This window comes from Leucobacter sp. Psy1 (genome assembly GCF_020096995.1).
In the GTDB taxonomy this organism is placed as follows: domain Bacteria; phylum Actinomycetota; class Actinomycetes; order Actinomycetales; family Microbacteriaceae; genus Leucobacter.
This window is the reverse complement of record NZ_CP083692.1, coordinates 1,028,979-1,052,000: the sequence shown is the minus strand read 5'-3', so window position 1 is coordinate 1,052,000 and position 23,022 is coordinate 1,028,979. Positions and strand designations below refer to the sequence as shown.

Annotated in this window: 27 protein-coding genes; 18 read left to right on the top strand and 9 right to left on the bottom strand. The window is 68.5% G+C overall.

The window, feature by feature from the left end; all coding sequences use genetic code 11:
* Window positions 1-44: 44 nt before the first annotated feature.
* Window positions 45-314: an HPr family phosphocarrier protein gene (locus tag K8P10_RS04960; RefSeq protein WP_224780698.1), complete on the top strand. Its 270-nt coding sequence runs from the start codon at window positions 45-47 to the stop codon at window positions 312-314.
* Window positions 311-2,032, top strand: coding sequence for a phosphoenolpyruvate--protein phosphotransferase (gene ptsP, locus K8P10_RS04955; protein WP_224780697.1), 1,722 nt, complete (start codon window positions 311-313; stop codon window positions 2,030-2,032). The genes K8P10_RS04960 and ptsP overlap by 4 nt, the downstream gene beginning before the upstream one ends.
* Window positions 2,033-2,075: 43 nt before the next feature.
* Here the strand turns inward: ptsP and K8P10_RS04950 are convergent, their stop codons facing one another.
* Window positions 2,076-2,564: a MarR family winged helix-turn-helix transcriptional regulator gene (locus K8P10_RS04950; RefSeq protein WP_224780696.1), complete on the bottom strand. Its 489-nt coding sequence runs from the start codon at window positions 2,562-2,564 to the stop codon at window positions 2,076-2,078.
* Between the two features lie 109 nt (window positions 2,565-2,673).
* Between K8P10_RS04950 and K8P10_RS04945 the strand changes: the two genes are divergently transcribed.
* Window positions 2,674-3,459 (top strand): SDR family NAD(P)-dependent oxidoreductase, encoded by a 786-nt coding sequence (locus tag K8P10_RS04945; RefSeq protein ID WP_224780695.1) that lies wholly within the window; start codon window positions 2,674-2,676, stop codon window positions 3,457-3,459.
* A gap of 58 nt (window positions 3,460-3,517) precedes the next feature.
* On the opposite strand, the gene K8P10_RS04940 is transcribed toward K8P10_RS04945, so the two are convergent.
* The gene (locus K8P10_RS04940) at window positions 3,518-4,564 is read right to left on the bottom strand and encodes an asparaginase domain-containing protein (protein WP_224780694.1); all 1,047 of its coding nucleotides are present in this window, start codon (window positions 4,562-4,564) and stop codon (window positions 3,518-3,520) included.
* Window positions 4,565-4,733: 169 nt separating this feature from the next.
* Between K8P10_RS04940 and K8P10_RS04935 the strand changes: the two genes are divergently transcribed.
* The 4 genes from K8P10_RS04935 to K8P10_RS04920 are packed head-to-tail and all read left to right on the top strand — an operon-like array spanning window position 4,734 to window position 7,069.
* A complete protein-coding gene (locus K8P10_RS04935; RefSeq protein WP_224780693.1) occupies window positions 4,734-5,399 on the top strand; it encodes a FadR/GntR family transcriptional regulator in 666 nt (221 codons plus the stop codon).
* A 40-nt stretch (window positions 5,400-5,439) separates the two neighbouring features.
* Window positions 5,440-5,928, top strand: a complete 489-nt coding sequence (gene soxR, locus K8P10_RS04930; protein ID WP_255596835.1) for a redox-sensitive transcriptional activator SoxR — start codon at window positions 5,440-5,442, stop codon at window positions 5,926-5,928.
* Window positions 5,929-5,969: 41 nt separating this feature from the next.
* On the top strand, window positions 5,970-6,569 hold the full coding sequence (locus K8P10_RS04925) for a superoxide dismutase (protein WP_224780692.1): 600 nt from the start codon (window positions 5,970-5,972) through the stop codon (window positions 6,567-6,569).
* The gene (locus K8P10_RS04920) at window positions 6,566-7,069 is read left to right on the top strand and encodes a flavin reductase family protein (RefSeq protein ID WP_224780691.1); all 504 of its coding nucleotides are present in this window, start codon (window positions 6,566-6,568) and stop codon (window positions 7,067-7,069) included. The genes K8P10_RS04925 and K8P10_RS04920 overlap by 4 nt, the downstream gene beginning before the upstream one ends.
* 4 nt (window positions 7,070-7,073) lie before the next feature.
* Here K8P10_RS04920 and K8P10_RS04915 read toward each other — a convergent pair whose 3' ends face one another.
* Together K8P10_RS04915 and K8P10_RS04910 are read right to left on the bottom strand one after the other, a co-directional pair.
* Window positions 7,074-7,556 carry a hypothetical protein gene (locus K8P10_RS04915; RefSeq protein WP_224780690.1) on the bottom strand — a complete coding sequence of 161 codons (483 nt, stop codon included), beginning with the start codon at window positions 7,554-7,556 and terminating at the stop codon, window positions 7,074-7,076.
* 10 nt (window positions 7,557-7,566) lie between these two features.
* On the bottom strand, window positions 7,567-7,827 hold the full coding sequence (locus K8P10_RS04910) for a hypothetical protein (protein WP_224780689.1): 261 nt from the start codon (window positions 7,825-7,827) through the stop codon (window positions 7,567-7,569).
* A 152-nt stretch (window positions 7,828-7,979) separates the two neighbouring features.
* Here K8P10_RS04910 and K8P10_RS04905 point away from each other — a divergent pair, with 152 nt between their 5' ends.
* Genes K8P10_RS04905 through K8P10_RS04880 form a run of 6 tightly spaced genes read left to right on the top strand, consistent with a single transcriptional unit; the run spans window position 7,980 to window position 14,124 of the window.
* Window positions 7,980-9,023: a response regulator gene (locus K8P10_RS04905; RefSeq protein ID WP_224780688.1), complete on the top strand. Its 1,044-nt coding sequence runs from the start codon at window positions 7,980-7,982 to the stop codon at window positions 9,021-9,023.
* The gene (locus tag K8P10_RS04900) at window positions 9,023-10,012 is read left to right on the top strand and encodes an ATP-grasp domain-containing protein (protein ID WP_224780687.1); all 990 of its coding nucleotides are present in this window, start codon (window positions 9,023-9,025) and stop codon (window positions 10,010-10,012) included. The genes K8P10_RS04905 and K8P10_RS04900 overlap by 1 nt, the downstream gene beginning before the upstream one ends.
* Window positions 10,009-10,728 (top strand): PHP domain-containing protein, encoded by a 720-nt coding sequence (locus K8P10_RS04895; protein WP_224780686.1) that lies wholly within the window; start codon window positions 10,009-10,011, stop codon window positions 10,726-10,728. The genes K8P10_RS04900 and K8P10_RS04895 overlap by 4 nt, the downstream gene beginning before the upstream one ends.
* Entirely contained in the window at window positions 10,725-12,212 is a 1,488-nt protein-coding gene (locus tag K8P10_RS04890) for a glycosyltransferase family 2 protein (RefSeq protein WP_224780685.1), read from the top strand. The genes K8P10_RS04895 and K8P10_RS04890 overlap by 4 nt, the downstream gene beginning before the upstream one ends.
* Entirely contained in the window at window positions 12,209-12,376 is a 168-nt protein-coding gene (locus tag K8P10_RS04885; protein WP_224780684.1) for a hypothetical protein, read from the top strand. Before K8P10_RS04890 ends, K8P10_RS04885 begins: the two co-directional genes overlap by 4 nt.
* Window positions 12,373-14,124, top strand: a complete 1,752-nt coding sequence (locus K8P10_RS04880) for an ATP-binding protein (RefSeq protein ID WP_224780683.1) — start codon at window positions 12,373-12,375, stop codon at window positions 14,122-14,124. Before K8P10_RS04885 ends, K8P10_RS04880 begins: the two co-directional genes overlap by 4 nt.
* Window positions 14,125-14,152: 28 nt before the next feature.
* On the opposite strand, the gene K8P10_RS04875 is transcribed toward K8P10_RS04880, so the two are convergent.
* Window positions 14,153-15,037, bottom strand: a complete 885-nt coding sequence (locus tag K8P10_RS04875) for an ArgP/LysG family DNA-binding transcriptional regulator (protein WP_224780682.1) — start codon at window positions 15,035-15,037, stop codon at window positions 14,153-14,155.
* 91 nt (window positions 15,038-15,128) lie between these two features.
* On the opposite strand from K8P10_RS04875, the gene K8P10_RS04870 reads away from it, so the two are divergent.
* The gene (locus tag K8P10_RS04870; RefSeq protein WP_224780681.1) at window positions 15,129-15,743 is read left to right on the top strand and encodes a LysE/ArgO family amino acid transporter; all 615 of its coding nucleotides are present in this window, start codon (window positions 15,129-15,131) and stop codon (window positions 15,741-15,743) included.
* Window positions 15,744-15,789: 46 nt separating this feature from the next.
* A complete protein-coding gene (locus tag K8P10_RS04865) occupies window positions 15,790-17,280 on the top strand; it encodes an amidohydrolase (RefSeq protein ID WP_224780680.1) in 1,491 nt (496 codons plus the stop codon).
* Window positions 17,281-17,343: 63 nt separating this feature from the next.
* Here the strand turns inward: K8P10_RS04865 and K8P10_RS04860 are convergent, their stop codons facing one another.
* From K8P10_RS04860 to K8P10_RS04850, 3 genes are read right to left on the bottom strand one after another with little or no spacing between them, the layout of a single operon-like run.
* Complete coding sequence (locus K8P10_RS04860; RefSeq protein WP_224780679.1) at window positions 17,344-17,733, bottom strand: N-acetyltransferase; 390 nt, start codon at window positions 17,731-17,733, stop codon at window positions 17,344-17,346.
* 45 nt (window positions 17,734-17,778) lie between these two features.
* A complete protein-coding gene (locus K8P10_RS04855; protein ID WP_224780678.1) occupies window positions 17,779-18,468 on the bottom strand; it encodes an NADPH-dependent F420 reductase in 690 nt (229 codons plus the stop codon).
* Window positions 18,465-19,535, bottom strand: coding sequence for an LLM class flavin-dependent oxidoreductase (locus K8P10_RS04850; RefSeq protein WP_224780677.1), 1,071 nt, complete (start codon window positions 19,533-19,535; stop codon window positions 18,465-18,467). Before K8P10_RS04850 ends, K8P10_RS04855 begins: the two co-directional genes overlap by 4 nt.
* Before the next feature lie 124 nt (window positions 19,536-19,659).
* On the opposite strand from K8P10_RS04850, the gene K8P10_RS04845 reads away from it, so the two are divergent.
* Together K8P10_RS04845 and K8P10_RS04840 are read left to right on the top strand one after the other, a co-directional pair.
* Window positions 19,660-20,136 carry a MarR family winged helix-turn-helix transcriptional regulator gene (locus K8P10_RS04845; protein ID WP_224780676.1) on the top strand — a complete coding sequence of 159 codons (477 nt, stop codon included), beginning with the start codon at window positions 19,660-19,662 and terminating at the stop codon, window positions 20,134-20,136.
* Between the two features lie 56 nt (window positions 20,137-20,192).
* Window positions 20,193-21,035 (top strand): siderophore-interacting protein, encoded by an 843-nt coding sequence (locus K8P10_RS04840; RefSeq protein WP_224780675.1) that lies wholly within the window; start codon window positions 20,193-20,195, stop codon window positions 21,033-21,035.
* Here K8P10_RS04840 and K8P10_RS04835 read toward each other — a convergent pair.
* On the bottom strand, window positions 20,975-21,772 hold the full coding sequence (locus K8P10_RS04835) for an AraC family transcriptional regulator (RefSeq protein ID WP_224780674.1): 798 nt from the start codon (window positions 21,770-21,772) through the stop codon (window positions 20,975-20,977). The genes K8P10_RS04840 and K8P10_RS04835 overlap by 61 nt on opposite strands.
* Before the next feature lie 172 nt (window positions 21,773-21,944).
* Between K8P10_RS04835 and K8P10_RS04830 the strand changes: the two genes are divergently transcribed.
* Window positions 21,945-23,018 (top strand): ABC transporter substrate-binding protein, encoded by a 1,074-nt coding sequence (locus K8P10_RS04830; protein ID WP_224780673.1) that lies wholly within the window; start codon window positions 21,945-21,947, stop codon window positions 23,016-23,018.
* Window positions 23,019-23,022 lie beyond the last annotated feature (4 nt).

Below are 23,022 nucleotides of genomic sequence, written 5' to 3'. Positions count from 1 at the left end.
TCACCCGGCGAGCTACGCTGGACCCAAGCAACCAAGGAGACATTATGGCAACTCGTTCCGTCACCATCGCATCGTCCGTCGGCCTGCACGCCCGACCCGCTTCGCTCTTCGTCGAAGCCGTCGGCGACTCGGGCCTGGATGTGGAAATCGGGAGGCCGGGTGAGGCCGCGGTCGACGCCGGCAGCATTCTCGGCGTCATGGCGCTCGGAGCCAAGCACGGTGAAGAGGTCGTGCTGACAGCGGAGGGCGACGACGCTGACGCCGTGCTCGACCGTCTCGCAGAACTGCTCGCCACAGATCTGGACGCGCAGTGAGTGCGGCCGGCGACGACACCGGAGCTCTCGGCGGCGGGCAGACCGCCGAGGAGCGACACGGCATCGGGGTGAGCCCCGGCTCCGCCTACGGCCCCGTGGTGCAGGTGGCGTCGCCGGTCGGCCCTCCGAAAGACGAACCCGCCGCGGCGGATCCCGCGGCCGCAGCCGAGCAGGCGATCGCGAGCTTCATGCACGTCGCCGAGTCCCTCGACGCCAAGGCCGCGCAGGCCGACGCATCGGCCCGCGACATCCTCAAGGCGACGGCGATGATCGCTCGCGATCGATCGCTGCACCGCGCCGTCACGAAGCACCTCTCCGCAGGTTTGGGTCCGGCCAACGCCATCGCGCAGGCGATCGATGAGTTCGCGGAGCAGTTCGCAGCGCTGGGCGGCTACTTCGCCGAGCGCGTCACCGACCTCCGCGACGTGGGTTCCCGAGCGATCGCCGCCGTACTCGGCGAACCGGCACCAGGAGTGCCCGACTTCAGCGAACCGAGCATCGTCGTCGCGGAAGACCTCGCGCCCGCCGAAACGGCCACGCTCGATCGCTCGCTTGTGCTCGGCATCATCACCCGAGCCGGCGGGCTCACCAGCCACACCGCGATTCTCGCAGCGCAGATGGGGATCCCCGCGGTCGTCCAGTTACCCGAGGCGACCTCGATTCCGAGCGGCACGCCCGTCGCACTCGACGGTGGCTCGGGCACCGTGATCCTGAACCCCGATCCCGCTCTCGTCGACGCGCAGCGCGAACGACGCGAGCGGCTCGCCGAGGCCCTCGCCGACGTCACGGGTCCCGGCGAAACCGCTGACGGGCATCACGTCGCCCTCCTCGCCAACATCGGCGGAGTACAGGACGCCGAGCTCGCCGGGGCGGAAGACGTCGAGGGCGTCGGCCTGTTCCGCACCGAATTCGTCTTCCTCTCCGCCGATCAGGCACCCACCGTCGAAGAGCAGACCGAGATATACCGACAGGTCTTCGCACCGTTCGGTGAGCGGCGAGTCGTCGTGCGCACGCTCGACGCCGGCGCAGACAAGCCCCTCGCGTTCGCCGATCTTGGGCCCGAGGAGAACCCGGCGCTCGGGCGCCGCGGCCTGCGACTCTCCCAGGCGCGGCCCGACATCCTGTCGACGCAGCTCGAGGCGCTCTCGGCCGCAGCGGAGGCGACGGGAGCCGACGTGCGCGTCATGGCCCCCATGGTCGCGACCGCATCGGAGGCGCGCTGGTTCGCGGAGGAGGTGCGCGCGAACAATCTGCCGTCGTCCGGCGTGATGATCGAGGTACCTGGCGCTGCCCTCCGCGCTTCGCAGGTGCTCACCGCCGTCGATTTCGGCAGCCTCGGCACCAACGACCTCGCGCAGTACACCATGGCGGCAGACCGCATGGAGGGTGAGCTCTCCGACCTGCTTGATCCGTGGCAGCCCGCGGTGCTCGACGTGATCGCGGCGGCCGCGAACGGTGCACGCGAGGCGGGCAAGCCGCTCGGCGTGTGCGGCGAATCGGCTGGCGACCCCTTCCTCGCCCTCGTTCTCGTCGGTCTCGGCGTGACGAGCCTCTCCATGGCGACCGGCAAGGTCCGAGCGGTGCGACTCGCGCTGCGCAGCCACACCCTGGAGCAGTGCGAGGCGCTCGCCCGTGAGGCTCTGGCGGCCGAGTCCCCCGAGGGCGCCCGACAGGCGGTACGCGCCGCGGCCGCACCGGAAGTCGCCGAGCTCCTCTGAGGCTGGTTCGGTCGCGAGATCGCCTCGCGACCGAACCAGTGCGTCAGTTCGCCGAGCGCCAGCGCCCTTCGTCGCCCATCGCCGCGAGAATCCTGCGGCTGCTCTCCCCCAGCTGACGCGCCTGCGACGGTGAGAGCGAGGCGAACACGAGCCTGCGCACGAGAGCGACGTGTCCGGGCGTCGCCGACTGCGCGGCGTGCGCGCCCGCCTCGGTGATGGCCGCGACGGTCGCCCGCCCGTCCGAAGGGTCGGGATCGCGCTTCACCCACCCCCGGCGCTCGAGCCTGACAACCGCGCGCGACAGACGCGACAGGGTGCTGTTCGCGTAGGAAGCGAGTTCGCTCATGCGCAGCACGCCCTGCTCCGACCGCGACAGTGCGAAGAGGATGCCGTACTCGAAGTGGCTGATGCCCGATTCCTCCTGCATCTGAGCATCCAGGGCGGCGGGAAGCCACTCGAGGAGTGTCGCGATCGACGACCAGGTGTCGAGTTCCTCCGCCGTGAATCGATCGTCTGGACGTGCTTCGCTCATGGCCCCACCGTATCACTTCAGTTGCCCAGGAAAGTAAATGTCGCTAGCATTCACTTGCCCAAGCAAGTAAATGCGCGTGCGGACGTCACGCAGAAGAGGATGACCGACTATGGACCTGAAACTGAGCGGCAGCACGGCATTCGTCAGCGGTTCCACCCAGGGGATCGGCTACGCGGTGGCCGAAAGGTGTGCCGCGGAGGGAGCCACGGTCATTCTGAACGGACGAGACCAGGAGCGGACCGCAGCGGCTGCCCAGCGCCTCCTCGCCTCACGACCCGGGAGCCGAGTCTCGGCGGCGGCGGCCGACTGCTCGAACTCGGATCAGGTCGCCGAGCTACTCGACCGCCTCGGCGAGGTCGACATCCTGGTGAACAACGTCGGGCACTTCGACGTCGCGCCGTTTGCCACAATCTCCGATGACGAATGGGTGCGCTACTTCCAGGTGAACACATTGAGCGGCGTCCGGCTCGCGCGGGGCCTCCTCCCCGGAATGCTCGATCGCGGTCGGGGGCGCATCATTTTCATCGGCACGGAGTCGTCTGTCGATGTTCCCGCCGACATGATCCACTACGGTGCCAGCAAGGCGGCGGCTCTGGCCTGCGCCAACGGACTCGCCAAACTCACTCGCGGCACCGACGTCACGGTCAACACGGTCCTCGGCGGCCCCACGTACTCGGACGGCGTGGCACGCGCGGTGGAGCAGATCGCGGCAACTCAGTCGATCGCCCCGGAAGAGCTCGCCGAATCGCTCGTGCGCGACGCCTCACTGCTCGAGCGGTTCATCTCACCCGATGAGATCGCGAATCTCGTCGCCTTCCTGGCGAGCCCGCTGTCCTCCGCCATCAACGGCGCTGCACTGCGCGCTGAGGGCGGCGTGTTGCCGACCATCGTGTGAACCCGCACGGTCAGCGCAGACTCTCCGCGGACCCCGATCCGGACCCCTCAGCACCCGATCACGAGTGAGCGGCGTCGCGCTGCTCGCCGATGAGGTTCTGCTGGAGCAGTGCACGCAGCCGCTCTCCGGAGTACCCAGCGCGCCGCAGCGCCCGGAGCTTTGCGATCGCCGCCTCTGCGGTGAGGTCTGCACCGCCGATCACGCCCGCATCGCGCAGCGCGGCTCCCACGGCGTAGCGGGAGAGGTCGATCGCACCGTCTTCGCAGCGCGAGATGGCGAGCACCGGAACCCCGCGGGCCCCGGCATCCCGGATCACCGCGAGCGTCTCCGGAGTGGCGAACGGGGCGGTGCCTGCGCCGTAGCACTCGAGGACGAGCCCGTCCGAAAAGGCGTCGAGCGCGGCGTCAACGAGTGCCGTCGGCAGCCCCGGCACCGCGGTGAGCATGCCCACGCGAGGCGCGGTGGCACCGGAGGCCGCGACAAGGGCGGCCGGCACGTCACCGGGGAGCGCCGCTGAGCCCGCTTCGAGTGGCCGTCTCGCGATGAAGGCGTCCGCGTGCTCGCTCGAGCGCTTCACAGCGCGCACCGCGGGCAGCACTCGTCCCCCGAAAGCGATGCTGACTCCGGTGCTTCCGCTGTCGAGTGCGGCGTCGCAGGCGTCCTGGAAGTTCCGCTCGGCGTCTCCGCCCGCAACTCCAAGCGGGTACTGTGCACCCGTGAAGACGATCGGCGTCCCGAGATCCGCCAGGGCGAACGCCGCCTGTGCGGCACCGTGGGCCAGCGTGTCGGTGCCGTGGACGACCGTCACGCCGCTGAACGGTGCGCCGGCATCGTCTGCACGGCGGCACTGCTCGCGGATGAGGTCGGCTACCTCGAGCGCTGTTCCGTGGTCCGCCGCGGCGCTGTCGATGATCCGATCGGGCCTGGCGAGCACGCACGAGAACGGTGCGTCCCTGCGCTCCCCCGCAGCGCTGATGAGCTCGGCCAGCTCGGCGTCGAGGTCGTCTCGAGCGACGAGCCCGGCGGTCGAGGGGCGCATTCCGAAGGTACCGCCGCAGTAGACGAGGAGGAGCCGGCTATCCGTCCGCGCGCTCGTCTCGTGCAACCGTTGTCTCCCGGTTCTTCCCATCCGACTCCCGCGACTATCTGTCCGGCTGTCTGACAGGTTACCGGATTGTCGGAAAATCTCAATAGTCTGTTCCTCGGAGTATTTTGGTCGCGTGAGCGATCCCCTCACTCCCGCGTCTTCGCACCGCACCCGAGAAAGGCCTCAGATGCACTCCCCCGTACACCGCGTGAGCGCGACCGAAGCTACCTTCCGCGCCATCCGCGACCTCATCGAGGACGAGTCGATCTCGCCGGGTGACCGCCTTCCCGGCGAGATCACTCTCGCCAGCCGGTTCGCCGTCAGTAGATCCGTCGTGCGCGAGGCGCTCCACGCCTGCGCCACGCTCGGCCTCACCGAGACCCGCAGCGGCAGCGGCACGTTCGTCATCTCGAAGACGCCCACCGGCGCCGCCGAGTTCGGCGGATACGACCCCGACGACCTCATGGAAGCGCGCATTCACATCGAGGTGCCGACGGCAGGACACGCCGCGGATCGACGCACCCCCGAGGAACTCGAACGCATGCGCGCGCTGCTTGCGCGAATGCGCAGCACCACGGTGATCCACGAGTGGGTGCGACTTGACCACGACTTCCACACGCTCGTGGCGGAGGCGAGCCGCAATTCGGTTCTCATGAGCATCAGCGCCTCGATGCGCCGGGCTCTCGACCCGCAGTCCGAGTTCCTCAACATCACGCAGGCGCGTCAGCACGACTCGGACGCGGAGCACGCCGACATCCTCGCCGCGATCGAGGCGGGCGACCGGGAAGGTGCCGAACGCGCTGCCAGACAGCACATCGACGGAGTCGCGGCCGCGGTGCGAGCCAATCGGTAGACTCTCAAGCGAGGTTCAGGTGTGAGCCGAGGAGGTCCCGTTGTCCGCGAAGCACGAACCCGAAGAGCTGCTCTCGATCGGGGAGATGAGCCGGCGCACCGGTGTTGCGCTCTCGGCGCTCAGGTACTACGAGGAGCTCGGTCTCATCGCCTCGCAGCGCACGGCGGGCAATCAGCGCAGGTTCGCGCGGCACATGCTGCGCCGCATCTCGCTCATCTCGGTCGCCAAGAACCTGGGTATCCCGCTCCACGACGTGCAGCAGGCCTTCGCGGACGTGCCGCTCGATCGCACGCCAACGCACCAGGACTGGCAGCGCGCTTCGCGCCAGTGGAAGCGACAGATCATCGAGCGTCGCCGGGGTCTCGAGCGGCTCGAGGCGGAGCTCACCGGGTGCATCGGCTGTGGGTGCCTGTCGATGAAGGCGTGCCGCCTTCTGAACCCCGACGATGCACTGGCGGAGACCGGTGCAGGTCCACGCCGGCTGGACATCATGACGAATGATGACGACGACGACTTGACCTCAAGTTAGCTTGAGCTTTTATGGTGGGAGCACCTGTTGAAAGGAACCCCATGAGCACCTACACGCTTCCCGACCTCCCCTACGATCCCGCCGCGCTCGAGCCGCACATCTCGGGCCGGATCATGGAACTGCACCACTCCAAGCACCACCAGGCCTACGTCACCGGCGCCAACTCCGCCCTCGAGCAGCTCGAGGCCGCACGGGCGGAGGGGAACTTCTCCGCCATCAACAAGCTCGAGAAAGATCTCGCGTTCAATCTCGGCGGGCACGTCAACCACAGCGTGTTCTGGCAGAACCTCTCGCCCGACGGCGGCGGCGCTCCCGAGGGCGAGCTCGCCGCAGCGATCGACGACCACTTCGGCTCGTTCGATGCGTTCCGCGCGCACTTCACCGCGACCGCCCTGGGTGTGCAGGGCTCGGGCTGGGCGGTCCTCGCGTGGGACGGTGTCGGGAAGAAGCCCGTGATCTTCCAGCTCTTCGACCAGCAGAGCAACGCTCCCCTCGGCGTCACCCCGCTCCTGCAGCTCGACGTGTGGGAGCACGCGTACTACCTGGACTATCTCAATGTGCGCGCCGACTACGTCAAGGCGTTCTGGGAGATCGCGAACTGGGAGGACGTGGCCAGGCGGTTCGCCGAGGCGACCGCATGAGCGCGACGACGACCGCTCCCTCGCTGATCGACAGCTTCGCTCTCTACGGCAGCGGGGTCACGCTGATCAGCGTCCGCGATGACGACATCGATCGCTTCTTCGTCGCCGGGTCGGTGCTGACCGCATCGGTGGACCCCTTCGCGCTCGCCGTATCGGTCGGGCAGGGACGAGACGCCCTCACCCCCATCACCTCGGGGGCTCCGTGGGCGGTGTCGGTGCTCGCGACCCAGCACCTCCCGCTCGTGCGCGCCTTGACCGCGCGGAACACGCGCCAGGAGCGTCTCGAGGCCCTCGGCGCGGCTGGTGCCGAGACCTCGCCGGAAGGTCCCCTCTGGCTTCCCGACGCCCTGGTCACCCTCTGGTGCACGGTGCACTCGACCACCCCAGTGAACGACCAGGTCCTCCTCGCGGGCGAGGTGACGCGAGGCAGCCTCCACGACGAGGGGGATCCGCTACTCCGATGGAACCGCGGATTCCGCACGGCAGTGGAACTGGGCTAGCCGATCACGCAGTCGGCTGGCGCGCCTCCCAGGAGCGCGCCAGCCGCTCCAGTCTGATTCGGCGCCACTGCCACATCACCGCGAGCACGGGCCAGAACAGCGGAGCGACCGTGCCCGAGACGCTGAGCTCATCGCGCCATATCGCCCCCCGTGCCGTCACCGGCAGGATGGTGATCCGATGGTGCCAACCCGAGAGCAACGCGAGCGGACCCGAGAGCGGTCGACCGACATCGTGCATGGTCCGTCCGCCGGCCGAGCCGTCCTCCGCCCCCGAATCCTCGATCGAGATCAACTGCGCGCCGATCGGCAGCCGACCCCAGAGCCGCAGACGGACGCGAACCCGATCCCCCGAGTCGAATCGATCCGGGAGGTCGCTCTCAGGCCGCATGACGATCAGCGGGGCGTACAGGCGTGCCGCAACAGCGGGCGCGTGCACCGCCGCCCACGCGGTTTCTGCGGAGCACGGAACCGCGAACTGCGTTCGCACGCGCACGGCGCTACCCGTTCCGGTCGCTCCCACGACGCCCGAGAAGGGGGCCGCCGAAGCGTTGGAGTGCGAGGATCGCCGCCGCCAGTCCGCCGACCGTCACGGTCAGGCCTGCGAGCATCCGCAGCAGGACACCGGCGAAACGCAGCGCGACGAGAGCGATGCCGAGCGTCACGATCGTGAGGAGCCCGAGCGCCAGCACCTTTCGCCAATCCTGCATGATCGCGGAGAGCGAGCCCGACGTTGAAGTGAGTTCAGATGATGTGCTCATATTCCGACATTACCCGCACTCCCCCGAAGGGCAATCACCTACACCCGAGGATCGCGGAACGCATATGACATACTTTTGATGCATGGGCTTGGGGAAGCCTATGAGGCTGGCCCGCTCGCGTATCCGAGCGGGCATCGAGGAGGACGCCACAGATGTCGGAAGTCGCACCGCACGTTCTGGTCGTCGATGACGATCCCGATGTCGCACTGCTCGTGCGGATGATGCTGGAACGGCGAGGCGGTTGCTCCGTCGATGTCGCGGAGGACGGCGAGACCGCGCTCGCGAACGCGACAGCTCGCACTCCAGATGTCGTCGTCACCGACATCGAAATGCCCGGCATCAGCGGACTCGAGCTCATCGAGCAGCTCCGCGCCCGGGTCCCCGATGTGCCGGTGGTCGTCATGACGGCGCACGTCTCCGTCGACTACGCGGTCTCGGCGCTGAGGGCTCAGGCCGACGAGTTCCTGACGAAGCCGCTCGACGCGACCCGACTCGTGGAAACCGTGACGCGTCTCGCCGCGGAGAACCGTGCACGGAGAGACGCCAGACCGCACCGCGAGGTCGTACTCGCGATCGGCGCGCACCCCGACGATGTCGAGCTCGGCGCCGGTGCCACTCTCGCCGCGCACGCCGCGGCGGGTGACGCGATCACGATCCTCACCCTCACCCGGGGCGCCAGAGGCGGTGACGCCGACAGTCGGCAGGACGAGTCGCTCGCCGCCGCGGAGATGCTCGGCGCGCGCCTGTTCCTGAAGGACCTCGTCGACACCGAGATCCCGAGCGGCGGCCCGACAGTCCGCCTCATCGAGGAGGTCGTGCGCGAGGTCGAGCCGACGATCGTCTACACGCACTCGATCCACGACCGCCACCAGGACCACCGTGCCGTGAGCGAGGCGACCGTCGTCGCAACGCGGAGGGTCGCAACGGTCGCCTGCTACCAGAGTCCCTCCGCCACCATCGACTATCGGCCGACGAAGTTCGTTCGGGTGGAGCAGTTCTTGGAACGCAAACTCGAACTGCTGCGGTGCTTCGACTCCCAAACCGCGAGCCGCGACTATCTCGACCCCGACTTCGTGAGCGCGACGGCCCGCTACTGGACGCGATTCGGGGGCGGAACAGCGGTCGAGCCCCTCGAGGTCGTCCGTGAGAGCTCCGAGCCCGCGCGAGCGTTCGAACACCACCGACTGGAGACCTGATGACTGCACGCGTACTCGTGACCGGTGCCGGTGGCCCTGCGGGGGTGGCGGTGATCCGATCCCTGCTGCATCGCAGCGATGTGACGGTATTCGCCGCGGATATGGACGGCTGGGCGAGCGGCCTCTACCTCGTGCCCCCCGCGCACCGTAGGCTCCTCCCCCCTGGCAAGGACACGACATTCGTGACCGCGATAGCCGACATGGTCGCAGCGGACGACCTGGATCTCGTGATCTCGACGGTCGACGTCGAACTCCTCGCACTTGCGGGTCGACGCGAAGAGCTGAAACCCGCGGTGCTCGCCGCACCCTCCGCCGACACCTTGGAGGTCTCGCTCGACAAGCTCGCCCTCGCCGAACGGTGCGCGAGCACTGGCCGGGCGCCGCGCACCGTACTTGCCGGCCCCGATGCACTCGCGGTGGACTGGGAGTTCCCGGTGTTCGCGAAGCCCCGGCAGGGCGCAGGGAGCCGGGGCATCCGACGCGTCGAGGATCGCGCAGCGCTCGAAGCTTTGCCGACCGACGAGGGGCTCATCGTTCAGGATCTCCTGCCCGGTGAAGAGTACTCGGTCGATGTCATCGCCGACGCCTCGGGTTCGGTCGTGGCCGCGGTGCCGCGCACCCGGGCGCGCGTCGACTCGGGCGTCTCGATCGCCGGGCGCACCGTGCGGGATCCGGAACTCGAAGAAACGGCCGCCGCGGTCGCGCGCGCCATCGGCCTGGTCGGAGTAGCCAACGTGCAGCTGCGGCGCGATCGCGCCGGCCGTGCCATGCTGCTCGAGGTGAACCCCCGCTTCCCCGGCGCGCTTCCGTTGACGATCGCCGCTGGTGTCGACATCCCGTCGCTCGTCGTCGATCTGTTCCTCGACCGCGAGATCCCGGCTCGCGTCGATTTCCGGGAGATCGCGTCCGTCCGCTTCCTCGAGGACGTCATCGTCGAGGTCGCCGACGTCCTCGAGTCGCCTCACGCCGGCCATCAGGACGACGCGTGAGCACGGCGGCCCTCCTCCGCGGCGATCACCACGTCCACTCGACGTTCTCCGACGACGCGGTCTCCACGCTCGCCGAGAACGTCAGCGCGGCGCATGACGCCGGACTCGATACGCTCCGCCTTGTCGATCACGTGCGCGTGAGCACCACCTGGGTGCCCGAGTTCGTCGCCGCGGTCGGCGCCCTCACGGTGCCGGAGGGCCTCACGGTCGTCACCGGCGTCGAAGCGAAGCTCCTCGACACGACCGGCGGACTCGACGCCCCCGCGCTTCCCGCAGGCATCGACCGGATCCTCATCGCCGATCATCAGTTCCCGACGTCCGCTGGTCCGATCGGCCCCGGTGCCGTCCGCGAGCGTCTCGCGGACGGGTGGCAAGCGGAGGACGCCCTCGACACGCTGGTCGAGGCCCTGATCACGGCCATGGAGCGATACCCGGGGAATCAGCTCGCCCACTGCTTCTCGATCCTGCCGAAGGTGGGGCTCTCCGAAGCTCAGCTCGGCGGCGAGCGCATCGCCGCCTGGGCGAGCACTGCGGCGCGCACGGACACGCTCGTCGAGGTGAATGAGAAGTGGGGCTGCCCGACTCCGGATTCGCTCCGAGCGCTCCGTCAGGCCGGCGCCGCGCTCGTCGCCTCGACCGACAGTCATGTCGCGGCGGATGTGGGGCGCTACGACCGCGTGCGCACCCTGCTGGATGATCCTGGTGGGCAGGCATGAGCGAACTGACCGGTTTCGAGATCGCGTACGTCGTCTTCCTGCTGGCGTGCGTGCTCGTCGGTACCACTCCGGTCTTCAACACGCTCTACCAGTTCCTGGTGCTCCCGCTCCACGCGTTGAAGAATCACTACCGTCGCGCGGCACCGTATGCCCCGCGCGTCGCCGTGATCGTGCCGGCGTGGAACGAGGGGCTCGTCATCGGCGCTTCGATCGAACGCATGCTGAGCCTCGAGTACCCGGACGATCGGTTGCGGATCTACGTCGTCGATGACGCGTCCACCGACCACACGCCCGATGAGGTGCTGCGGCGCGCCGCAGCACACCCCGGCCGGGTCTTCCACCTGCGGCGCGACGTCGGCGGCGAGGGGAAAGCGCACACGCTCAATCACGGGATCTCGCGAGTCCTTGCGGAGGACTGGGCCGAGGCGGTGCTCATCATGGACGCCGATGTCATCTTCGCGCGCGACTCGCTGCGGAAGATGACGCGGCACCTCGCCGACGAACGGGTTGGGGCGGTCACCGCCTACATCGCCGAAGGCAGTCAGGATCGCAACTATCTCACGCGGTTCATCGGTATGGAGTACGTGCTGGCGCAGCTCGGATCGCGACGCACGCAGAACGTGCTCGGTGCCGTGGCATGCCTCGCGGGCGGTGCCCAGTTGCACTCGCGTGCGAATCTCGAGGCGATCGGCGGGCGCATTCCGACGGGCACCCTCGCCGAGGACACCATGACGACGTTCGAGGGGCAACTGCACGGGCGGCGCATGGTGTTCGAGCCGCACGCCGTCGTCCTCGCCGAGGAACCGCGCACCGTCGACGCGCTATGGAAGCAGCGCCTGAGGTGGGCGCGCGGCAACGTGCAGCTCACGTCGATCTACCGCAGGCTGTGGTTCAGGCCGAGCCGTGCGCACCGGCTCGGCAGCCTCTCGTTCGGGATCAGCTGGTTCAGCATCCTCCTACTGCCCGTGTTCATGCTGCTCGCAGCTGCCGGGCTGATGACGCTGCTCGTGCTGCACAGCGACATCGCGGAGCCCGTCTTCCGCTTCATGTGGATCCTCGCAGCGTGCACGTATCTCTACTCGATCATCTTCGCCGTGCAGCTGGATGGACGCACGGGACGGAGCTCGTGGCGTGAAGCGCTGCTCTTCCCCGGACTCGGCGCGATGATCCTCATGGCGATCGCGATCTTCCCGAGCGTCTTCGAGACGCTGCTCGTGGACTGGATCGGCGCACTCACTCCGCGCGACCGGTTCGTGGTGAGTGCGATCCTCTATCTCTGGGGCCCGCTCTCGCTGCTGGGAGCCTGGGCCGCGCGGTGGCTCGAGCGCCTCCCGGGAGGCAGGTTCCTGGCAGGGCTCTGCATCTACGTGTTCGGGTACGGCTCACTGCTCTGCGCGATCACGGTGGACTCGTACATCAAGGAGTGGCGCCGGGCCGATGCGTCGTGGGTGAAGACGGAGAAAGTCGGGAGAGTGGTCTCATGAGCGATGGCAGGCACCGGGCTCCCGAGCCGGAATCGGTCGCGGGGATCGACGAGTCGATCGAGATCGACGCTGATCGCCGGAGCGAGTGGCGCCTCATTCCCCAGGCCCTCATCGCGCTCGTGGTGGTCGCGGGCATCGTCGTGCTCAGAGGGTGCTTCCTGTGACCCGCACGGCTCCGCCCGAAAGCCGCTGGCACCGCTTCCTCGATCAACCGACGCCGCTCCTCAAGCAGATGCCGTCGTTCCTGGCGCTGCTGCTCGCGGTGATCCTCACCTCGTTCGTCCCCGACATCGACTTCTCGTCGGAGCCGGTGGCCTTTGCCGGGATCGGCTTGATCGTCGCGGTCACCGTAGTCGCCGCGGTCATCAGCGCACGTGGAGTGGTTCCGGGCAAATGGGTGTACATCATCCCGATGGTCGACATCATCGCGTTCGGGTTGTTCCGCGCGGGGACCGGGGGTGCGCAGTCGCTGTACGGCGCACTCGTCTTGATTCCGGTGGTGTGGCTCGCCGCCGCCCCCGGCATCAGATACGTCTTCGTGATCGTCGGGTTGACCTCGTTCATGATCCTGCTCCCCTACATCGCAAACCCTCCAGAGAGCGCGGCGGACTGGTTCCGCGGGGTGGTGTCGCCTCTGGTCTTCGCGACGGTGGCTGGCGTGGTGAATGAGCTCTCTCGTCAGCAACGCGCTCGCACGCGACAGGCCGAAGCGCTCGCGAATGAGCGGGCACAGGCGCTCACCGAGAACCAGGCGATGGTGCAGCGCCTGCGCGAAAGTCAGGCCGAGTACCAGGCGCTCCTCGCGTCCTTCGAAAGCCTGTGGGACTCCATCACCGCGCAGGCGGTCATCGCGGTCGACGCCGATGGCCGGATCACGGCATGGAACCCTGGCGCCGAGCACCTGTTCGGCCGCGCTGCCGCCGAAGCGCTCGCCGGAGGAACAATCACTGACCTGTTCCCCGACCGTTCGCTCCGCGCACTCGTCGACGATCGCGAGTGCAATGCGTCATCGGAGTCTGTGCCAGGTTCGTCACCCAAGACCGGTGCGCAGGTCCTCTTCGAACGGGTTGAGGCCGGCGAGCACGTCGAGCTCGACATTCCGATTCTCACATCGAGCGGCTCAGAGGTTCCCGCGCGCCTCACCGTCACCCGTCGCACCGGGGGCGACGGCCACCAGCACGGCTACCTCCTCGTCGTGACCGACGAGACGAGGACCGTCGAGGTGGTCAGAATGAAGGACGAGTTCGTGGGCATGATCTCTCACGAGCTCCGCACCCCGCTCAGCTCGATCATCGGCTTCCTCGATCTCCTGCGCGACAACCCCGGCGCACCGCTCACCGCCGAGCAGCTGAGCTTCGTCGATATCATCGAGCGAAATGCCGGCCGCCTCCTCGCGCTCGTCGGCGATCTCCTCTTCACCGCCCAGGTCGAATCGGGTCGTTTCCCCCTCGACCCCGTGGACACCGACGTCGCTGCGCTCGCCTCGACGGCCGTCACCTCGGCCGCACCCCACGCGGACCGGCAGGGCGTCGCACTCGTGCTCACTGTCCCCGACCACCCCGTGCAGCTCCAGGCAGACCCGGGCAGACTCGGGCAGGCGATCGACAATCTGCTATCCAATGCCATCAAGTTCACTCCGGCCGGCGGCGAGGTGCGCGTCACCGTGACCGACGAATCGCGGACCTCGGAGATCTCCGTCCGCGACACGGGCATCGGGATCCCCGCCGACGAGCAGGGCCAGCTCTTCACCCGGTTCTTCCGGGCGTCGACCGCCACGCGAAACGCCGTGCAGGGCGTGGGGCTCGGACTCACCATCACGCGCGCGATCGTCCTCGCGCACGGCGGTCAGATGGACGTCTCGAGCACTGAGGGCGAGGGAACGGAGTTCCGGATCAGGCTCCCCCGCACCTGAGCCGGGAGATCGTCACCGACCCGAGGTATCACTCGAGGGACTCGGCGGCCGCCTCGGTGATCACCCGAGTGAGCGCGTCGAGCATCGGCGATTCGAGGTTCCACCGCTGCCAGTAGAGGGCGAGCGCGATCGAGGAATCAGCGCCGAGCTCGACGAGACTGCCCTGCGCCAGCTGCGCGTCGCACTGCGCCGCCGGGAGCATGCCCCACCCCATGTCCAGCTCGATGGCTCGCGCGAACTCGGACGAAGAGGGCACGAAATGCCTGGGAGGATCGATCGCGGCCCGGGTGATGCGCCTGACGAACCGCTGCTGGAAGACATCGTGCCGGTCGAACTCGAGCATGGGCGCGGTGGCCAGCGCGCTCGGCGTCACGCCCTCACCGAAGTGCGCTGCGGCGAAGGCTGGGCTCGCCACGGCCCGATAGCGCATCCGTCCCAGGCGATGCGAGACGCACCCTGGCACGGCCGCTCGTGTGGCGGTCACCGCCGCCATGGCGGCGCCGCGGCGCAACTGCTCGGTCGAGACGGTCTCATCGGCGCGGAGCACCTCGAAGCGCGCGTCAGTCTCGCGTGCCGCTCGCGCCAGCGCCGGCATGAACCAGGTCGCCAGCGAATCGGCGTTCACCACGATCGGTACCACGGCGCCGCGCACTGAACCGTCGCCGAGCTCACGGGCGACGTCGTCGACGACGCGGTCGATCTGCCGGGCGGCGCGCAGGAGTGTCGCTCCGGCTTCCGTCACCGCGACGGGCCGGCTGCGCTGCAGCAGGACCGATCCCACTCGCTCCTCCATGAGGCGGACGCGCTGACTGATCGCAGAAGGGGTCACGCGGAGTGCGCGGGCGGCACCCTCGAAGCTCCCCTCTCGCACGATGGTCGCAAACGTACTCAGATACTCGATCGGGAGCTGCATGCGTCCTAGTGAAGCAGAATTCATGCAACTGTAGAAAGTTTAGGTATGCTGCAGATGCGAGACACGGGCCTCGGACCGTAACGTCGTCTCCGTGTTCACCCCATTTCTCCTCGGCGCCGGCAGCGGACTCTCGCTGATCGTCGCGATCGGCGCCCAGAACGCGTTCGTCCTCAGGCAGGGCATCCAGCGCCGCCACGTTCTCCCGGTCGTGCTCATCTGCGGCCTCACCGATGCTCTGCTCGAGTTCGTCGGCGTCGCCGGGATCGGTTTTGTGGTCGCACGCGCTCCCCTCGTACTCGATGTCGTCCTGTGGGGCGGCGTGCTCTTTCTGCTCGGATACGCCGTGACCGCGGCGCGACGAGCCATGCGCCCCGCAGCAATGGTCACAGGCGCCGGCGAGTCGCGTTCTTTACGGCGCACCGTGCTCGCCTGCCTCGCGATCACGTACCTCAACCCGCACGTGTACCTCGACACCATGGTGCTCATGGGCTCCATCGGCAATGCCCAGGGAGACCCAGGGCGGTGGTGGTTCGTCGCCGGAGGCGCCGCCGCCAGCCTCGCGTGGTTCTTCGCCCTCGGCTACGGGGCGCGCGCGCTGACGCCCCTGTTCGCGAACCCGCGCGCCTGGAGGATCCTCGACGCCGGAGTCGCCATCGTCATGCTCATCATCGCCGGGAGGCTGGTGCACGAGTTCTTCACGGGGTAGGCGCGGGGTCGGATCGGGGCGGGCGGAGCGTCGCTACACTTCTCCTATGACCGACCTCGTCATCACTCGAGCGCGGGTCGTGCGCCCCGAGGGCGGCGGGCCCCTCGTCGATCTCCGCGTGACCGGCGGCGTCGTCAACGAGATCGCACCGGCCGGTGCGCTCGCCCCGGCGCCGTCCGGAGGCGTGCTCGACGCCGATGGCCGATGGCTGATCCCCGGCCTGTGGGACCAGCACGTCCACATGACGACCTGGGCCGCTTTCTCCGACCGTCTGGATCTGACCGGAACGACGTCGCCTGCTGACCTCCTCGGGCGCGTCGGCCCCGCGGTCGCCGCGCTCGACGCGTCAGGGGTCGGTAAGGACCGCGCGCTCATCGGAATGGGGTACCGGGCATCGCTGTGGCAGGAACCGGCGACGGTGGCTGCACTCGACGACGTGACCGGAGCGCGACCCGTGGTCCTCATCGGCGGCGACGCGCACAACGGCTGGGTGAACTCCGCGGCGCTCCGGGCACTGGGCCTCCCCGTCCGGGCAGGAATTCTCGATGAGAACGACTGGTTCCCCGTCATGGCGAGGCTCGCCGAGCTCGGCGAGGGGGTGCGCAGCGAGCACGAGCAGTTGCAGAGCGCGCTGCACGGTGCCGCCTCGCGAGGCATCGTCGGCATCACCGACTTCGAGTTCGAGTCGAGCCACCGCACCTGGCCGGACCGGGTCGCCGCCGGGCTCGGCGGCCTCCGAGTGCGCACCGGATTCTACGAGGACGCGCTCACCGAGGTACTCGACTCCGGATTGCGCACCGGTGACCCCCTCGCCGACCTCGTGACGCTCGGTCCGCTCAAGATCATCTCGGACGGATCGCTCGGCACACTGACCGCGAACTGCTGCGACCCCTACGTCGCGGGGAGCCCGCACCCGCGGGGCAAGCGGAACATCTCGCAGGATCACCTGGTGGAGCTCCTCGCCACGGCGAGCGCGGCCGGCCTCGACGTCGCACTCCACGCGATCGGCGACCGAGCGGTGTCGGATGCGCTCTCGGCCTTCGAGCAGACCGGCGCGAGGGGCAGCATCGAGCACGCGCAACTCATGCGCCGCTCGGACGTCGGGCGCATGGCCGCACTGCCCCTCCGGGCGAGCGTCCAGCCCGCCCACCTGCTCGACGACCGCACCGTGACGGATCACGTGTGGGCGGATCGCGCCGACCGAGCGTTCATGCTGCGCAGCCTGAGCGACGCGGGAGTGCCGCTGGCGCTGGGCTCCGACGCTCCCGTCTCGGCCCTGGACCCCTGGCTCGCCATCGATGCCGCCGTTTGGCGCGCAGACGAGGGCGATGCGCCCTGGTACCCCGACGAGCGCATCGATACGACTCGGGCCCTGTTCGCATCAACGAACGGGGCAGGCCCCGTCAAAGTCGGGTCGCGCGGTGACCTGGTACTGCTCGACAACGACCCCTTCGCCACGCGCCCGCGTCACGTGCGGGTGGCGGCGACCATCGTCGACGGCGATCCGGTGTTCATGACCGTCGACTCCTCGTACTGAGCGCGCGGCGCAGACGCCGATGACCAGAGGTCGACGACAACGGCCCATGACAGCGGCAGATCCTCAACCGCCGGTGACCGCCGCGCGCACGCGTGCGAGGTCCGCGGGCTTCGGCCGGCGGAACGTGCCGCCTGCAGCGATGTAGGCCTCGCCGTGCGTCTCGAGGTGCCGCGCGAACAGCGGGCAGACCGGGACCACCGTGATCCCCGCCTCCCGGCTCGCACGGAGGGACTCGCGCACGAGCAGACCGCCGAGTCCACGCCCGCCGTACGCCTCGTCGACCTCGGTGTGGAAGAAGACGCGCTCCGGCTCCGAGCCGGCACCGTCGATGAACTGGGCCTTGCCGACAGGCTCTCCGGTGCCGAGGCTCACCGTGAAGGCGCTGATCGGATTGCCGTGCCGCAGCTCCACCGACACCGGGGCGCCGGTGCGATCGGTCAGGTTCTCGGTCATGTCAGTACCTCCCACTGCCGGTCGATGCCCGGCCTCGCGGACACTCTACGCCTCCGCCGCCGCGGATTCCGGTGCCGGTGCATGCGCAGCCACCAGTGCCCGCAATGCAGTGAGATCCACGTTCGCGCCGAATGCCGGTGCTCCGGGTTCGAGCGCGGCACCGGCCTCGAGAACACCGAGGTCGAGCGGGTCGAATCCGAGCGAGTCGACGACCCGCATCACTCGCTCACGATCGGCCTCCGACCCGCCGGCCACCGCGATGGCCCGACGCTCGGGATCGCCGGCGGCACGCGCACCTCCCTCGAGATCGTGATACCCCATATGGTTCAGCGCTTTGACGACGCGCGCCCCAGGCAACTGCCGCTGCACGAACGCACTCGTGGAGAGCCATGACGGCAGGGTGTCCTCGCGCGGACCGTCGATCTCCCACCAGTGGTTCATCGCGTCCAGAACGAGCGCGCCGTCGAAGGCGGTGGGGTCCAGGTCGCCGAGGCGGCCGAGCGGGAGGGCGAGGATCACGGCGTCGGACCCCGTGATCGCCTCGATGCCGCGCACCGCCGTCGCACCCGGGGTCAGCACTTCGACGGTCAGGGCGATGCGCTCGGGGTCGCCGGAGCCGGCGATGAGCACCCGGTGCCCTGCTGCGAGCGCGAGCCTCGCGAGCACCGTCCCGAGCTTTCCCGCTCCGACGATACCGATGGTGAGGGGCGACGCACCGAAGGGCGGCGCGGTCACGAGCGCTCTCCTCGCGTTCGGGCACCGTCGTCGGCGAGGAGTTCGCGCACCCGGGGAATGACCTGAGTACCGTAGAGCTCGACGGATCGGCGCCGCGCGTCGGCCGACACCGTGCCGGCGGCCGAGTAGATCATGTCGAATCTGCCCGCGTCGAGAGCGCGAATCGCGTGCGCCATCTTCTGAGCGACCGTCTCGACGGATCCGACATAGAGCGATCCGCTCGCGACCTCGGCCTCGAACTGCCCCCGCTGCAAGGGTGGCCACCCGCGCTGCGCGCCGATGCGGTCGTGGATCTCGCGGTACCCGGGGTAAAAGTGCTGCTTCGCCTCCTCGTCCGTTTCGGCGACGAACCCTGGCGAGTGCATGCCGATCGGCTCGGCCGTCGTGCCGAGCTGCTGGTGCGCGCGCCGGTAGAGATCCACATAGGGGGTGAAGCGCTCGGGCGACCCGCCGATGATCGCGAGCATGAGCCGGAAGCCGTACTTCGCCGTTCGGATCACGGACTGGGGCGTGCCCCCGACGCCGACCCAGGTGGAGAGGCGACCCGACTCGGTCTTCGGGTAGACGTCGGCCTGGTGCAGGGCGGGCCGCGTGGTGCCCTCCCAGGTGACCGGCTGTTCGTCGAGGAGCCGGTGGAAGAGCTCGATCTTCTCGTCGAAGAGCAGGTCGTAGTCCTTCAGGTCGTAGCCGAACAACGGGAACGACTCCGTGAACGAGCCGCGTCCGAGGATCACCTCCGCGCGTCCATGGGAGAGCGCGTCGACAGTGGCGAAGCGCTGGAAGACCCGCACGGGGTCGTCCGAGGAGAGGACTGTGACGCCTGAGGCGAGCCGAATCCTGCGGGTGGCGGTCGCGATTCCCGCGAGCACGGTCTCGGGGCTCGAGATCGCGTACTCGGGACGATGGTGCTCGCCCAGCGCGATGACATCGATGCCGATCTCGTCGGCAAGGATGGCCTCCGAGACGGCGATCCGGATCGCCTCTGCCTGCGACACCACCTCGCCGCGCGCATTGCGCGGTCGCTCCCCGAAACTGTCGATGCCAAACTCGATGCGCGAGGCGTCCATGAGTCGTTCCCTTCCGCTCTGCGCGGGCCGATGTGGAACCGCTCCCAGCACCCGACCGCCATGTAATTGACATGTGAATTATCCCTCCATATGATTGACATGTCAACTACTGAGGATGCCGATCATGAGCCCGCAGCACCGCTTGCCCACCAGCCGAGAACTTGCCGTGTGGCGCGTCTATCTCGAATCCTTCGAGGCCGTGCGCGCGCGCATCGAAGCGCAACTGCACCGGGATTCCGATCTTTCGAGTGGCGACTACAAGATCCTGCTGGCGCTATCCGAAGCCGATCCGCACGAGATGCGCTCCTCCGAGCTGGCGGCGCACATCCACTGGGAGCGCAGCCGCCTCTCCGCGCACCTCGGTCGCATGGAGAAGCGCGGACTCATCCACCGGGCGCCCTGCCCGGAAGACGCGCGTGGGTCGCTCGCCGTCCTCACCGAGGCGGGGGCACGGGCGTTCCGGGACAGCACGATCCCTCACCTCGCCGCGATTCGCAGCGTCTTCGTCGACGCGCTCTCCGCCGACCAGCTCGCAGTGATGGGCGAAGCGGCCGAAGCACTGCGAGATCACCTCGCCGCAGACGGAACGCCTACCCCCTGACATCGCGACCTCCCGAGCGGATAGCCTGGGAGGATCATCCGATGAATGGGAGACGCATGACCACCACTGGGAACGCAGCCGCACCCGCCCGACGCCAGCGACGACCGCAGATCGTACTGGAGGTGCTCGAACGGGAGCAGCTGAGCCCGCATCTCGTGCGCATTCACGCGGGTGGGCCAGGCATCTCGGCCGTCGAGGACAACGGCAAGACTGACGCGTACAGCAAGATGCTGTTCCCGCACCCCGAGACGTCGCTCACTCCCCCGTACGACCTGGAAGCACTCAGGGCCGAGTTCCCGGTCGAGCTCATGCCATCGATCCGCACGTACACGGTGCGCCGATTCGACCTCGAGAACGATCGCATCTGGATCGACTTCGTGACCCACGGCGACAACGGGGTGGCCGGCCCCTGGGCGGATCGCGCGGAGCCGGGCGACCCTGTGGTACTCATGGGCATCGGGGGCCTCTACGCGCCAGACCCCGACGCCGACTGGCACCTCCTCGCCGGCGACGACGCAGCACTTCCGGCGATCGCATCCGCTCTCGAAGCCATGCCGCGCGAGGCGGAAGGCGTCGCGTTCATCGAGGTGAGCGACGAGCGGGACCACCTCGAGCTCGACGCTCCAGCGGGTATCGACGTGCACTGGCTGCACCGCGGCGAGCGCGAACCGGGCACCACGACACTGCTCGTCGACGCGGTCAGAGAGTCCCCGTGGCGCGACGGGCGAGTGCAGGTCTTCGCGCACGGCGAGCGAGGTGCCATGAAGTCGCTGCGACCGTATTTCACCGATGAACGCGGACTCGAACGGTCCCAGCTCTCCCTGTCGGCGTACTGGGCCTACGGGCGCATCGAGGACACGTTCCAGGCCGAGAAGCGCGAACCCATCGGCGAGATCTGAGGGCCAGCACCCCCACGGAGGCCCGATGCACCGAGCGGGGCGCGATCCCGCAGGTACGCGCCGGGGGTCAGGCCGGTCTCGACGCGAAACGCGCGACCGAATGCACTCGGATCGGCGTAGCCCACGAGCTGCGCGACCGAGCCGGGCGCCTCACCCTGCGCGAGAAGGCCCCGCGCGGCGCGCATCCGGCATCTGGCACGCCACTCCCGAAAACTGAGTCCCGTCTCATCCCGAAAACTCCGCTCGAGCGTCCGCACTGAGACGTGTCCCGCGGCGGCCCACTCGCGCGCTGAACGGCGGTCTCCGGGGTCCCGCCGCAGCGCCAGGGCGGCGTGCCGAGCCGCCGGACTCCCCGGTACCGTGAGCGCCGGATCGGCGAGCGCCACCTCGATGATGCGGAGCAGTTCGTACTCGAGATTCGAGTCCGAGCGCACGAACATCGAGCGCATCTGCGCCAGGAGCAGGCAGAGTCTGCGCATCTCGTCGGTCACCTCGACGATGCCAGGCCCGTGAGCTTCAGTCGGACGCGTGTCGACGTCGAAGCCGAGTGGGCAGAGCACCGAGTCCGGCCCGACCGAGATCGCGTAGGCGACACCGGCCGGCACCCAGAGCGCCTCGTCGACGGTCAACCGGTGGGCGAGGCCTGCGATCCGGCACTCCCCCGCACCGCGCTGCTGCCAGAACAGCAGATGCACGTTCGGATCGACACGGTCAGCGTCCATCGAGAGTGCATCCATTCGAGCGCCCTTTCGACTGTCGTGTTCGGTCTATCGCGTGTCGCATCTCGCACATCAGATGTTACTCAGCGTAGCCTACCCTTATTCTGGTGCCCCGTCTGGGAGGCATCCTGGGAGCAGCCAAATAGCGCTCCGTCAGTGGCTCTGAGAATGATCCAGGAGTACCGTGCAGATGAATCGCACATCGCGCTTCGCCGTCGTCGGCATCGCCGCCGCGCTGACCCTCACCGGTTGCGCGGGCCAGACCGAGGGGAATGGAACCGCTGCAGCAGCTGACAGCCTCCTCCCCGCCGCGGAGGGGGCGACCGAGTACCCGTTGACGCTCGACACCGCGTGGGGCGAGACCACGCTCGAGGAACGACCCGAGCGGATCGTGACACTCACCGCTGACGGCACCTCGACCGAAGAGCTGCTCGCGCTCGGCGGAGTACCCGCAGCCTCGACGGCGATCGAGGACACCTTCGTGTGGCTCGACGCCGAACTCGTCGAGCGAATCGAGACGCAAGTGCCTGCGGACCCGCAGGCCGATCCCTACCCCCTCGAGACGATCGCCGCAGCCGATCCCGATCTGATCGTCATCAACGACGATCTCACCGATCATTACGAGCAGCTCAGCGAGATCGCCCCCGTTCTCAGCGTCGACCGCAACAGTGTCCCCGAGGGCGAGAACCGGTGGGAGACGACGATACCGGCGCTCGGCGAGGCACTCGACCTTCAGCAGACCGCGGCCGACGCCATGGCCGCGTACGACGAGACCATCGCCGGAGTGCGCCAGGAGCACCCCGAATTCACCGGGAAGACCGCCACCTACGTCGTGTACTTCGGCAAGGAATATGGCATGAACTACGAGTCGACCGATGGGGCGGACCCCTCGCACCTCCTCCAGGAGCTCGGATTCGAGCGGAACCCGAAGGCCGAGCAGTTCTCCGGCGGCGCCGTCAACGACAAGTCGGCCTCGACCGTGAGCGAGGAGCAGCTCTCCGAAATCGACGCGGATGTGCTCATCATGTCCGACAACTCCGAGGGAAGCATCACCGACATCACCGGGAACTCGCTCTACCAGAGCCTCGGGGCAGTCACGAGCGGTCACGACCTGATCATCACCAACAACTTCACCGACTACGCGATCGACGGAGAGACGCACCAGGGCAACCTGCCATGGGCGTTCGCGCGCACCAGCCTGCTCGGCAAGGCCTGGGCCGCCGAGCAGCTCGCGGCTCCCCTGGGCGCGAAGCTCACGAGCTGAACCG